Source organism: Propionivibrio sp. (genome assembly GCF_047602565.1).
Lineage (GTDB): Bacteria > Pseudomonadota > Gammaproteobacteria > Burkholderiales > Rhodocyclaceae > Propionivibrio.
In genome coordinates this window covers 3251826-3264687 of the sequence record NZ_JASGGX010000001.1, presented here as the reverse complement: position 1 = coordinate 3264687, position 12862 = coordinate 3251826, and the positions used below count along the sequence as shown (strand labels likewise).

The window sequence follows — 12862 nt, the reverse complement described above, 5'->3', positions numbered from 1 at the left end:
AAGGCTGCGCAAGGCAGGCAATCGCTACCTCAAGCCGCTGAAATAGAGCGCCGCAGAGGATAAGGAAATGACCGCGAGCGCACGGGACGACATCGTTCACCGGGTTTTCCAGGCCGGCGTCGTGGGCGCCGGTGGCGCGGGTTTCCCCACGCACGTCAAGTTTCGCGCCAAGGCTGAAATCTATCTGGTCAACGGCGCCGAATGCGAGCCGCTGTTGAAGGTGGACCAGCAACTGGCCGTGCAGGAAGCCGCCCTGCTGGTCCGTGGGCTGGCACTCGGCATGCAGACCACCGGGGCGCGGGAAGGCATCATCGCACTCAAGGCCAAATATGCCGAAGCCATCGCCGCCCTGGAACCGCTGCTGCATCCGAACATGCGTATCGGCATTCTCCAGGACGTCTACCCTTCTGGGGACGAAGTCATAACCATCTGGATGACCACGGGCAGACGGGTCCCGCCGGGAGGCATTCCGCTCGATATCGGCGTCGTCGTCAGCAACGTCCAGACGTTGATCAATGTGGCGCGCGCCGTTGATGGCGAAATCCCCGTGACGCATCGCACGCTGACCGTCGCAGGAGCAGTCAGGCAGCCGGTGACGGTCACCCTGCCGATCGGTACCTCGATGCGCGAGGCCGTGGCCCTGGCGGGCGGGCCGAGCATCGAAGAGAGCCAGACAGCCTACATCGACGGCGGCCCGATGATGGGCAGGCTGCTTGAATCGCTGGACATTCCCATTACCAAGACCACCGGCGGCATCATCGCGCTGCCCGCGGATCATCTGCTGATCCGGCGCCGCCGCAGCGACATGCGCTCCATCCTCAACATGGCGCGGACGGTATGCGAGCAATGCCTGCTCTGCACCGAACTCTGCCCGCGGCACCTGATCGGCCATGAACTGCCGCCGCATCTGATCGTCCGTTCGGTCAACTACAACCATGTCGCGCAGCCTTCCGTTCTGCTGTCCGCGCTGACCTGTTCGGAATGCGCCATCTGCGAGGCCTACGCCTGTCCGGTGGAAATCTCTCCGATGCGCATCAATCAGGAGCTCAAGGCCAAATTCAGGGCCGAAGGCGCGCGTTATCAGGGAGCGCTCCGCTCGGCCGACCCGATGATCGAAGGCCGCCTGATCCCCATTTCGCGCCTGCTGGCCCGCATCGGCGTCGCCCAGTACAACCACAAGGCGCCTCTGGCGCCGCACCATTACGTGCCGAAACGGGTCGCCATCAAGTTACGTCAACATATCGGCGCTCCCGCCGCAGCCAGCGTAGCAACGGGCGACACCGTCCAGTGCGGCCAGTGCATCGGCACGCCTCCGGCCGACGCATTGGGTGCGCCGGTGCATGCCAGCATCGACGGCACGGTGACCAGCGTGACCGGCGACGCGATCGTGATCGAGAGGTGAATCGTGCACCATGCTATCGGCCTGATCGAATTGAACAGCATCGCCAAGGGCATCGAGGCGGGTGACGCCATGCTGAAAACGGCCGAAGTCACGCTGCTGGTCGCCAAAACCATCTGTCCCGGGAAATACATCGTGATGGTCGGCGGCGACGTCGCGGCGGTGCAGCGGTCCGTCGCCGCGGGAGCGGGTCTGGCCGAACACGTTCTGGTCGACCAATTCGTCATCGCTAACATCCATGCGTCCATCCTGCCGTCGATCAGCGGCGTCACGCCCATCGACGAAATGCGCGCCGTCGGCGTCGTGGAAACCTACAGCGTCGGCGCCTGCATCGAATCGGCGGATGCTGCGGTCAAGGCCGCCAATGTCGTTCCCATTCGCACGCACCTTGCCTTCGGCATCGGCGGCAAGTGTTACTACGTGCTGACGGGCGACGTTAACGACGTGAACACGGCAGTCAATACCGGTGCGGGCGTGGCCGGCGATAAGGGATTGCTGGTGCAGCACACGATAATTCCCAGACCTCACCGGCAGCTGGTGGAAGCGCTCCTTTAGTCGAAATCGGTTTCTTTCAGGGAGGTTCTCATGAAGACAACTCGCGTTCGCTTGTCCGTTCTCGCCACCGTCATCGCCGCGGCATTCTCCATCGGCGCATGCACCACCGCGCCGACATCCGTCGCAACCCAGGCCGCCGCGGAGACCACGCGGCTGTCGCAAGTCAGGCTGGCGGAAGGAAACTGGGATGCATTCAACCGCGAGCAGCTCGACAGGATGATTGCCACGTACGGCAAATTCGGGCCGAACTACAATCCGGCCAGACCGCCCTATGTCGTCTTCGACTGGGACAACACGACGATCTTCCTGGACATCGAGGAAGCGGCGCTGATCTATCAACTGGAAAACCTGCGTTTCGGCGCCACGCCGGAACAACTCGACAAGGCCATCCGCACCAATATCCCGGCCAAGGATTTCACGCAGAATTTCCGCAACGCCGCGGGACAAGCGATAAACATCGACAGGATCGCCAACGACATCACCCGCAGCTATACGTGGCTCTACCAGAACTATGTCGGAATGAAGGGCGACAGGCCGTTGCAGGCAATCAGGCAGACGCCCCAGTACAAAGATTTCATCGCCAAGGTCCGCTTTCTCTACGAGGCCATCGGCGATACTTTCGACCATGCCACGTCCTATCCCTGGGTCACCTATCTGTTCACCGGCATGACGGAGCCGCAGGTCCGGGCGCTGGCCGCCGAAACCATGCTGTGGCAGCACGGCCAGCCGGTCGAATCGGTGAAATGGCAAAGCCCGGCCGAACTGCCGGGCGAAGCGGGCGTGGTATCGATCTCCTGGAAGAACGGCTTGCGCGTCGTGCCTGAAATGCAGGATCTGTACGCCAAGCTGCGCAACGCCGGTTTCGACGTCTACGTCTGCTCCGCCTCGTACATCGACGTGATCAGGGAAGTCTCGTCCAACCCGGCCTTCGGTTACAACAATCCGGCCGAACGCGCTTACGCCATGGAACTCGAGCGCGACGCCAACGGCGTGATACAGAACCGATTCCGCGCGGGCTATGCGCAGACGCAGGGCGCCGGGAAAACCGAAACGATCAAGCGATTCCTGGTCTCGCGCTATGGCTATGGACCGATCTTCATTGCCGGCGACAGCGAAGGCGATCAGAACATGATGAAGGATTTCGCGGACACGAAGCTGGTGCTGATCATCAACCGGCTGCGCGACGGAAAAACCGATATCGGGAAATTCTCCAGGATCGCCACGGAAACCTACCGGCGACCCGACGCCAAGTTCCTGCTGCAGGGGCGCGACGACAACAAGGGCGTGTTCGTGCCGTCGCAGCTGCACTATAAGCTGGGCGCGAAGGAAGGCCAGCTGCTCAAATAGATCGAGGCGGACCGGGCGGCGGATGGTCGATAGGGGCGCCGCCGCCTGCGCTTTTCCCCAATGCGGCTTTCCTCTTGGGCGCACGGACGGCCCTCGGGTACCACCGGCGCTCGCATGAGAAGCGATCCGCGGCGATTCGAACCAAATACCCTTCGCGTTGTATAAGCCGAAGCAAGTCGTGTTTTGCCTGCCAGGCGAGGCATCGCATGGCGATGACCGGTATTGGAGAGCCCGCCCATGAAAATTTCAGTCAAGCGAGTGTATGAGAAGCCGGGTCCGGACGATGGAACGAGGATATTGGTCGACCGGCTTTGGCCCAGGGGATTATCAAAGGAAGAAGCCGGGGTTAACGTCTGGTTGAAAACGATCGCTCCGTCCAATGAGCTCCGCAACTGGTACCATCACGATCCCGAAAAATGGGCCGAGTTCAAGAAACGGTATTTTGCCGAACTCGCTGCCAGCCAGGATGCGGTGAACGAGCTTGCCGGGTACGTCAAAAAAGGAAAGGTGACGTTTCTTTACTCGTCAAAAGAGCCGGAAAAGAACAATGCCGTGGCCTTGAACGAGTACATAGGCGCAGTTCTGAAATAGCCTCGCCGTTCAAGCGCGCTTTCCGATCACTTCAAATACCCAAGTAGGCCTTTTCGATCTCCTTGTTGCTCAGAAGATTCGCACTGGTGTCTTCGAGCACTATTTTTCCCCGCTCCATGACGTAGCCCCGATCGGCGATTTCCAGCGAGAGGGGTACGTTCTGTTCGACCAGCAGGATCGAAAGTCCGGTCTTGTTGAGTTCCTTGATGATCTCGAAGATTTCTTCGACGATTATCGGCGCGATCCCCAGCGAAGGTTCATCGAGCATCAGCACGGCCGGATTGGCCATCAGCGCACGCCCCAACGCCAGCATCTGCTGCTCGCCGCCGCTCATGGTCTGCGCGTAGTTCTTGAACCGCTTCTTCAGGATCGGGAAAATACCGAAGACCTTTTCCATGTTCTGCTCGATGAGCTGCTTGTCCTCGCAAAGGAATGCCCCCATCAGCAGGTTTTCGTGGATCGTCATCGCCGGAAAAACCTGGCGGCCTTCGGGCACTTGCACTATCCCCTTGGCCACGATCTTTTCGGGCGGCAACCTGTCGATGCGTTCGCCCTTGAATCTGATCTCGCCTTCCCGGGCCGCGACCTGCGCCGACACGGTTTTCAGCAAGGTGCTTTTGCCGGCGCCATTCGCGCCGATCAGCGCCACGATCTCGCCCACATCGACGTGCATCTCTTCGATTTCAAGCGCCTTCACCTGGCCGTAGTAGGTTTTGACGTTCTGCAGCGTCAGCATGCGTGTCCCCTTTTTCCGAGGTAGGACTTGATCACGTTGGGGTCATTCCGTATCTCCTGGACCGTTCCTTCGGCCAGGAACTTGCCCATGTCGATCACGGTGATCCGATCGCACGCATTCATCACTACCTTCATGTTGTGTTCGACGATGAGCACGCTCATCCCGCGCGCCTTGAGTTTGCCGATGAGTTCTATGATTTCGGACTGCTCCGCGGGATTGAGTCCGGTGGTCGGCTCGTCGAGCAGGAGCAGCGACGGTTCCATCGCCAGGCAGCGGCCGATTTCGAGAAAGTGGCGAATGCCGAACGGCACGTTCTTCACTTTCTCGTCGCGGTATTTTTCGAGCTTGATCAGCTCAAGCACTTCGTACGCCTTTTCCACGTTTCTCGTTTCGTGCCGGACGATCACGTTACGCGGCAGAAAGCAGTTCGCCCAGCTCCATTTTTGCCGGGCGTAGGTGGCGATCAGGATGTTTTCGAAGACCGTGCGCTCTTCGAAGAGGATGGTGCCCTGGAAGGTGCGCGACATGCCCTTGCGGGCACGCGAGCTGGGGCTGTCGGGCGTGATGTTCTTTTCGTTGAACAGCACGCTGCCGGATGACGGAGTATAAAAACCGGAGATCACGTTGAAGAGCGACGTTTTTCCTGACCCATTGGGGCCGATCAGGCCGCGCACCATCCCCTGCTCTATTTCCATGGAGACGCCGCTCAGGGCCTGGACGCCTCCGAAGCTGATCGATACGCCTTCGACTGAAAGTATCATTGCGCCGTCCTCGCTACCGATGGGTTTTCCGGATTTTCCCTTCTGCTTTTCAGCAGCCTCATCACGCCGGATTTCAGGACTTCGCCGATGCCTTGCGGGATGAAATTGATGAACACGACGATGATCAGGCCATAGAAAACCATGTCCCAGGGATAAAGGCTGCGCAGGTAGTTCTGTGAAAACGTGAAAATGAGCGTGGCGATGATGCCGCCCTCGATGCTTTCCAGCCCACCGACGACCAGGATGGTCAGGAAGAACAACGTGTAGTTGATGGTGAACATCTCGGGGCTGATGTAGCCCACGTAGCCCGCGTAGAGCGCGCCGGAAATCCCGGCGAAGAAGGAACCGGCCATGAAGGCGAAGATCTTCTGGGTGAAGGGATTGATGCCGATGCTCTTCGCCAGATTCTCGTTGTCGCCGATGGCAATCCAGCGTTTGCCTATGGAAATGATCCGCAGCCGCCGGGCGAATATCACCGCGATGACCGTCACCGCGAGAAAAAGATAGAAATAGGCGAATTCGTTGTCGAAGACGATGCCGAACAGCTGCGGCTTGGGGATATCACTGAAACCGGCAAACCCTCCGGTGATCGGCTTGAGGCGGCTGAAGAGAATCCGGGCGATTTCGGCGAACGCATAGGTCACCAGCGCCAGCCACGGGCCGGAGAAGCGGGTGCCCGGGATCGCCACCAGGAGGCTCAGCAGCGCCGCGAAACCGCTGGAAAGCACAAGGGCGGGCAGGAAGGACATGCCGAGCGTCTTGGTGAAATACGCCAGGGCGTAGGCGCCTATGCCGTAGAAGGCGACCTGCCCGAGCGAGAACTGCTTGGAGAAGCCGAGGATGATGATGAAGCCGATCAGCACGATGACGTTGTGCAGCATCATATTGATCAGGTGCAGGACGAAGATCTGCGAGCTGAACACGGCCGGCAAGGCGGCCACGATCAGGAAAAGCACGTAGTAGGGTCCGTTGCCTGGCACGCTGTCCTGGGCGAGTTTTCGGCAGATCGCCGCGTTTCTCTCAGTGTTGAGGCCAGTCATTTTCAGACCCTCCGGATCGTGTTTTTCCTGATCAGCAGTCCTGACGGCTTGATCAGCAGAATCAGAATGATGATCGCGAACGTGATGACGTCCTTGTAGTACGACGAAACGACGAAGCCGCCGATGCTTTCGACGACGCCGAGGATGACGCCGCCGAACATGGCGCCGATCACGTTGCCGAACCCGCCGATGATCGCGGCGGCGAACCCTTTCATGCTCACCAGGCCGCCCATCTCGATGGAGATGTCGTAGGCGAGGCCGATCAGGATGCCGCCCACGCCGGCGATGAGCGCCCCCAGTCCCCACGTCAGGTTGATCGATTTCGTCACGTTGATGCCCATCAGGCTGGCGACGCCCTTGTTCTGCGCCACGGCACGCATCGACATGCCCATCTTCGTGCGGGTCATGAATACGTGGAAAACGACCATCACGAGAATCCCGATGGCCAGCAGGATCAGGTTCTTCGGATGCATCGTGGCGCCGAGCAAGGTAAACGGCTCGATCTCGATTTCGAAGGGCAGGGTCTGCGATTCCGGCCCCCAGAAGATCAGCACCAGGTTCTTGAGCATCGTGGACAGGCCGATCGTGCAAATGACGATGAACAGCGGGTCCAGCTTGTAGAGCCGGCGGAAGACGATCCGCTCGATGACCCGCCCGAAGACGAAGATGCAGACCAGCGACGCCGCCGCGGCCAGGAGAAACATGAAGTTGAATGAATTCATGAAGGTGAAGCAGAAATACGCCCCCAGCATGGCGTATTCGCCCTGGGCGAAATTGACCGCGTCGCTGGTCGAGTAGATGACGCTGAAGCCGATTGCCAGCAGCGAATAGCTGACGCCGACCAGAATCCCCCAGATGACCTGATTAAGCAGCAGTTCGAAATTCATGATGATCTTCCCGTGACGATCGGAATCGGGCGGGGCCGCAGGCGGGCCCCGCCTCGAGGACTCTGGACAGGCTTGCGGGCGCTACTTCGCGGACATTTCCTGGTAGTAATTGGCTCCGAAATAGGTGGCGTAATTCGGGGGCGTCGGATAGAGGGCGACGTCGGAACGGACGCGCTTGATCACCGTGTCACCCCTCGGGTCGGCATTGTTCGGCTTGACGATCAAGGCGTCCTTGATCGCCTCGCCGTCGCGAATGTCGTAGGAGAAGTTCCCCATGACCGTGTCGACGTCCTTGAGCTTGTGAATCTCGCGCATCACTTTCAAGCCGTCGAACGATCCAGCCTTCTCGACGGCGATCTTGATGATCTGCATGCCGACGATGCCGCGCATCATTTCCTCGACGACCGGCGTCTTCATGTCGGTTTCGATGCGCTTGACCCATTCCTGGACCTTTGGATCGGGATTGATGGCGACGGCGACCGGGCTGCAGTAGGCATCCAGGCGCGCAGCGGCCTCTCCGGCCAGTTTGCGCGTCGTCGGATTGGCCCATTCGTTGTGGCCCAGGAGTTTCATGGTCTTGGGCATGATGCTCGCCAGCTGCTTGACGCCGGCGGCGGCGGAGCCGGCCTGCGCGAAGATCACGATGCCGTCGGGCTTGGCGGCAACGACTTCGGAGCCGATGGCGTTGAAGTCGCGCTCGCCTTCCTGGTAGGCCTTGGAGAGCAGGATTTTTCCGCCGTACTGCTGGAAGATCGAGGTGAAGACGTCGCGCTGGTTCTCGCCGAAGCTGGAATCGAGATGGATGATGCCGATCGTCTTCAAATTCAGCTCCTCAGCCGCATAGCGCGCCAGGCCGCCCAGCAGGACCTGATTGGTCGGCGCCGCGCGGAAGATCATGCCTTCGCCCTGCTTGATGTAGTCGTCCGACAGGCCGTAGCCGAACTGGATCAGGCGTTCCTTCTTGCCGACCGGCATCGCCGTGAGGATCGCGCCGCTGGTGGACCCCGGCTGGATGATCGAAACCTTGTCGTCGTATACGAGCTTCTTGACGACGTCCAGCGCGGTCGACGGCGACCCCTTGTCGTCGTAGTAGACCACTTCGACCTTCTTGCCGAGAATCCCGCCTTCCTTGTTGAACCGGTCGGCCATATACACGACCGTGTTGACGAAGGGCTTGCTATAGACGGCGGCATCGCCCGACAGCGCGGCGCTGACGCCGATTTTCACCACACCCCCCGCAGGGTCCTTGGCCTGGCTGAAAGCCACTCCAGTTGCAGCCACCAAAGCGAGAAAAGCGAACCCTTTTTTCATCGTGACTCTCCTTATCGAATCCTGCGGGACTGGCCGGGCAGGCCGCCACAGTTGTTGGTTGCAAGTGAAAGCTGAATTTCAGAAACCGATCAATACGCCACCATCCACCACGAGAATGTGTCCATTGACAAAGCGCGCCGCATCGCTGGACAGGAACACTGCCGCCCAGCCGACGTCTGCCGGCGTACCGAAGGATTTCATCGGCGTTCTGCCGAGTATCCTGTTCTTGCGTTCGTCATCCCCCTCCATCGCTTTGCGCACCATCGGCGTATCGATCCAGCCGGGCGCGATGCCGTTGGCGCGGATGCCGAAAGGACCGAGTTCCACGGCCAGGCTGCGCACCAGCCCGACGAGGGCGGATTTGGCGGCCGAATACGCCGACACGCCGGGAATCCCCATGAATGAAGCCATCGACGCGGTGAACAACACGGAGCCGCCGCCCCGCTGCTTCATGTGTGGAACCAGCGCCTGCGTGAGCGCGAAGGCGCCGGTCACGTGCACTTCCATGACCGCCTGGAAATCGGACAGGGTCATTTCCTCGACGGGCTTCTTGCAGTGATTCCCGGCGTTGTTGACCAGGATGTCGATCCGCTGATGCCGGTCGATCATGTCCGCCGCCCACCGGCCGGTTTCGTCCGTGCGGCGCACGTCGAACCTCGACCAGGACGCCCGTTCGCCCAGCGCCTCGGCGGCGCCTTTCGCCCGGCCCTCGTCGAGATCGGCGACGATGACGCGCGCGCCGCTGGCGATCATGCATTCGGCCATGGCCAGCCCCAGCCCGCTGCCGGCGCCGGTGATCAGCGCCGTCCTGCCGCTCAGCGAAAATGGGGTGCCGTGGATCATGATCGTCCGCCCTCAGCCGGAGAACCGCTTCAGCGAGCAGGCAGGCCGCGGACCCATTGACGGACCTTCTCCGCGACGGCATCGGGAGACAATCCGTAATGATCCAGCAGGTAGTCGTTCGAACCACAACCAACCCAGGTGTCCTGCAGCCCGATGCGCTTGACGCGAACGGTGTTGTCGGACTCGGCGAGTATTTCGGCGACCATGCCGCCGAGGCCGCCGTAGATGGATTGGTCCTCGACGGTGATCACCAGCGGCGCCCCCTCGCACGCCGCCAGCAGTTTGGCCGTATCCAGCGGCTTGATGCAGGGGATGTGGATCACCTTCGCCGCGATGCCGCCGGCGGCGAGCCGTTCAGCGGCGTCGAGAACCCGCGCGGTTTGCGAGGCGGTGGAAATCAGCGTGACGTCGGCACCTTCTCTCAGCACACGCGGCAGTCCGGGGAAGAATTCCGCCATCGGTTCGCCGGGAAGATCGGCGGGCTGTTCGCGGATCATCCGCATGTAGACCGGCCCCTGGTAGGCGTTGGCCCAGCGGGTCATGGCGACGCATTCGGCGTTGTCGCCGGGGGTCAGCAGCACCAGGTTCGGCATCGCGCGCAGGATCGTCAGGTCGGCGTGATCGTGGTGCGTCTTGCCCGCCATGCCGAAGCAGACGCCCGTATAGGAGCCGACCATCTTCACGTTGGCCTTGCATTGGGCGACCAGCATCCGGATGGCGTCGAGCGCCCGGTTGGAGAGAAACACGCCGAAACTGGAGATCCAGGGGACGAAACCCATCGTGGAAATGCCCGCCGCCGCGCCGACCATGTTCTGTTCGGCGATTCCCATCTGGAAGAATCTTTCCGGGTACGCCACGGCGAACAGGTCGGCCCGCGTCGAGGTGGCGAGATCGGCGTCGAGAACCACGGTCCGCTGATCGTCTGCCGCCAATTTCACCAGCGTGTTGGCCCACGCTTCACGCATCGTCGTCATTGCAGTGCTCCCGCCATGCCCAGTTCACTCCGGGCGATTTCGAGTTCCTCGTCGGTCGGCGGCCGCGTATGCCATTTGATCGTGGACTCGGTGTACGAAACGCCCTTGCCCTTGATGGTGCGCGCGACAATCGCCGTGGGGTGGCCGGAGCTTTCGTCGGCGACCGCCAGGTCCATGGCCGAGCGGATCTGCGCGATATCGTGGCCGTCGATCTCGACGACCCGCCAGCCGAAGCCGCACAAGACCTGCGGCAAATCGGCGCCCGCCCAGGGATCGCGGCGGTCGCCGCGATCCTCGGCCCGCGCCGGCCAGCCGTATTGCTGGAGGCCGTTGTGGTCGATGATGACGGAGAGATTGCCGAGGGGATAGCGCGGCGCGACGTGCAACGATTCCCAGGCCATTCCCTCCTGCAATTCGCCGTCGCCGAGCATCGCCCAGACGTGGGTCGGCGAGTCCTTCAGCCGGCCGCCCAGCGCCATGCCCACGGCGGCCGACAGCCCCTGCCCGAGCGAGCCGGTGGACATGTCGAGGCCGGGCAGCAGGAGCATGTCCGGATGCATCTGCAGCCGCGAGCCGCCCTTGTCGAACGTCTTCAGCTCTTCGCGCGGGAAGTAGCCGCGCATCGCCATGACGGTGTACAAGGCCAGCGCGCAGTGCCCCTTCGACAGGATGAAGCGATCGCGCTCCGGCCAGTCCGGACGTTCCGGATCGATGCGCAGCCGATCGAAGAACAGCGCGATCAGCATGTCCATCGCGGAAAGCGAACCGCCGATGTGTCCGGACTTGGCGTTGTGGGCCGTCGACAATACGAGGAATCGCGCCTCGCGGGCGAGGTCCCGCAATTGCTCGTCCGACAACCTGCGTGCCCGTTCTTTGCTCATGTTCCGGGAACCGGCCACTACATCCCGGGACAAGGTCTGCTCGGTCATGATGAATTCCCTTCAGGTCGTTTCCGGGGTCAGATCTTGATGATCACGGTCTTGCTCTGGGTATAGGCATTGAGTCCGTCGATGCCCTTCTCCCGCCCGTATCCGGACTGGCGGAAGCCGCCGAAAGGCAGTTCGACGCCGCCGCCCGCCCCGAAGGCGTTGACGTACACCTGTCCCGCGACGACCGCCCGCGACACGCGCAGCGCGCGCGACAGATCGCTGGTCCACACGGCGCCCATCAGCGCGAATTCCGTGCAGTTGGCGATGCGCACGGCGTCCTCTTCCTTTTCGAAGGGAATCACCGCCAGCACCGGGCCGAAAATCTCCTGTTGGGCGATCGGGGCATGCGGGTCCACGCCGTCGACGATGGTTGGCAGGTAATAGGAGCCGCCGGCCAATTCCCGGCTGTCGGGAATCGCACCGCCGAACACGACCTTGCCCTGCTTTATGCCGGCGACGAAATCGGCGACGCGCTGCTGCTGCTTGACGGACACCAGCGGCCCCAGATCCTTGTCCGCCTTTCCCGGGCCGATGGAGGTGGCCGCGAACTTCTGCATCAGGCGGTCGAGCAGGGCGTCGTGAACGTCGCGATGGACCACCAGGCGCGAGCCGGCCGAACACGTCTGTCCCGCGTTTTGCAGAATGCCCTTGGTGATGTACAAGGCCGCGCTGTCCAGGTCGGCGTCCGGGAAGACCACGTGCGCCGACTTGCCGCCCAGTTCGAGCGTCACCGGGACGACCCGTTTGCCAGCGGCGATGGCGATGGTCGAGCCGACTTCCGTCGAACCGACGAAGCCTATCTGCCGGATGCCGGGATGGGCGCTGAGCGCGTTTCCCGCTTCGGAGCCATAGCCGGTGACGACGTTGAAAACGCCGCCCGGAATGCCGGCTTCCACCGACAATTCCGCCAACCGCACCGCTGTGCGCGGCGTTTCGCTCGACGGCTTGACGACCGAGCAGTTGCCCGAGGCGATAGCCGGCGCGACGCCCCGCGCCAGCAACTGCATCGGGTAGTTCCAGGCGACCACGTGGCCGGTCACGCCGAACGGCTCGCGCGTCGTGAAGGCCTGGAAGCCGGGGTTGAACGGGATCGATTGGCCATAGTAGGTATCGATGGCGTGGCCGTAGAACTGGAAGTATCTGGCGCAGACGTCGACGTCCGCGCGCGCCTGTCCGAGCGGCTTGCCGGTGTCCTCGCTCTCCATGCGCGCCAGTTCCTCGCGATGCGCCAGGATGGTCGACGCATATCCGGTCAACAATTCCGCGCGCTTCGCCGGCAACGTGTTCGCCCACGCGGACTGGGCGCGTTCCGCGGCCTGCACGGCGAGGTCGACTTCCTTTTCCCCACCGCGCGCCACCGTGCCGATCGCCTGGCCGGTCGACGGGTCGATGTTCTCGTACGCTTTTTCCGTGTTGACCGATTTCCCATCAATAAACGATTTCGTGTGTGTCATGTCATTTCTCTTTCTCGGGATGTTGAAAGGCCTCG

At 61.8% G+C, this 12862-nt stretch carries 13 protein-coding genes; 4 read left to right on the top strand and 9 right to left on the bottom strand.

What is annotated here, in order from left to right; genetic code table 11:
- The first annotated feature begins 67 nt into the window (after nucleotides 1-67).
- From QM701_RS15455 to QM701_RS15440, 4 genes are all read left to right on the top strand, one after another.
- Entirely contained in the window at nucleotides 68-1402 is a 1335-nt protein-coding gene (locus QM701_RS15455; RefSeq protein ID WP_415167917.1) for a 4Fe-4S dicluster domain-containing protein, read from the top strand.
- Nucleotides 1403-1405: 3 nt separating this feature from the next.
- Nucleotides 1406-1954 carry a BMC domain-containing protein gene (locus tag QM701_RS15450; RefSeq protein WP_415167916.1) on the top strand — a complete coding sequence of 183 codons (549 nt, stop codon included), beginning with the start codon at nucleotides 1406-1408 and terminating at the stop codon, nucleotides 1952-1954.
- Between the two features lie 30 nt (nucleotides 1955-1984).
- A complete protein-coding gene (locus QM701_RS15445; RefSeq protein ID WP_415167915.1) occupies nucleotides 1985-3301 on the top strand; it encodes a haloacid dehalogenase-like hydrolase in 1317 nt (438 codons plus the stop codon).
- A gap of 237 nt (nucleotides 3302-3538) precedes the next feature.
- The gene (locus QM701_RS15440; RefSeq protein ID WP_415167914.1) at nucleotides 3539-3892 is read left to right on the top strand and encodes a DUF488 domain-containing protein; all 354 of its coding nucleotides are present in this window, start codon (nucleotides 3539-3541) and stop codon (nucleotides 3890-3892) included.
- 31 nt (nucleotides 3893-3923) lie between these two features.
- Here the strand turns inward: QM701_RS15440 and QM701_RS15435 are convergent, their stop codons facing one another.
- The 9 genes from QM701_RS15435 to QM701_RS15395 form a co-directional block, all read right to left on the bottom strand.
- The gene (locus QM701_RS15435) at nucleotides 3924-4628 is read right to left on the bottom strand and encodes an ABC transporter ATP-binding protein (RefSeq protein ID WP_415167913.1); all 705 of its coding nucleotides are present in this window, start codon (nucleotides 4626-4628) and stop codon (nucleotides 3924-3926) included.
- Nucleotides 4622-5389: an ABC transporter ATP-binding protein gene (locus QM701_RS15430; RefSeq protein WP_415167912.1), complete on the bottom strand. Its 768-nt coding sequence runs from the start codon at nucleotides 5387-5389 to the stop codon at nucleotides 4622-4624. Before QM701_RS15430 ends, QM701_RS15435 begins: the two co-directional genes overlap by 7 nt.
- Nucleotides 5386-6429: a branched-chain amino acid ABC transporter permease gene (locus QM701_RS15425; RefSeq protein WP_415167911.1), complete on the bottom strand. Its 1044-nt coding sequence runs from the start codon at nucleotides 6427-6429 to the stop codon at nucleotides 5386-5388. Before QM701_RS15425 ends, QM701_RS15430 begins: the two co-directional genes overlap by 4 nt.
- Nucleotides 6430-6431: 2 nt before the next feature.
- Nucleotides 6432-7316: a branched-chain amino acid ABC transporter permease gene (locus QM701_RS15420; RefSeq protein WP_415167910.1), complete on the bottom strand. Its 885-nt coding sequence runs from the start codon at nucleotides 7314-7316 to the stop codon at nucleotides 6432-6434.
- A gap of 81 nt (nucleotides 7317-7397) precedes the next feature.
- A complete protein-coding gene (locus QM701_RS15415; protein WP_415167909.1) occupies nucleotides 7398-8627 on the bottom strand; it encodes an ABC transporter substrate-binding protein in 1230 nt (409 codons plus the stop codon).
- Nucleotides 8628-8705: 78 nt separating this feature from the next.
- Nucleotides 8706-9470: an SDR family NAD(P)-dependent oxidoreductase gene (locus QM701_RS15410; protein WP_415167908.1), complete on the bottom strand. Its 765-nt coding sequence runs from the start codon at nucleotides 9468-9470 to the stop codon at nucleotides 8706-8708.
- Nucleotides 9471-9499: 29 nt separating this feature from the next.
- Nucleotides 9500-10444, bottom strand: a complete 945-nt coding sequence (locus QM701_RS15405; RefSeq protein WP_415167907.1) for a transketolase family protein — start codon at nucleotides 10442-10444, stop codon at nucleotides 9500-9502.
- Entirely contained in the window at nucleotides 10441-11325 is an 885-nt protein-coding gene (locus QM701_RS15400) for a transketolase (protein WP_415167906.1), read from the bottom strand. The genes QM701_RS15405 and QM701_RS15400 overlap by 4 nt, the downstream gene beginning before the upstream one ends.
- A 77-nt stretch (nucleotides 11326-11402) precedes the next feature.
- Nucleotides 11403-12827 carry an aldehyde dehydrogenase family protein gene (locus QM701_RS15395; protein ID WP_415167905.1) on the bottom strand — a complete coding sequence of 475 codons (1425 nt, stop codon included), beginning with the start codon at nucleotides 12825-12827 and terminating at the stop codon, nucleotides 11403-11405.
- Nucleotides 12828-12862: the final 35 nt, after the last annotated feature.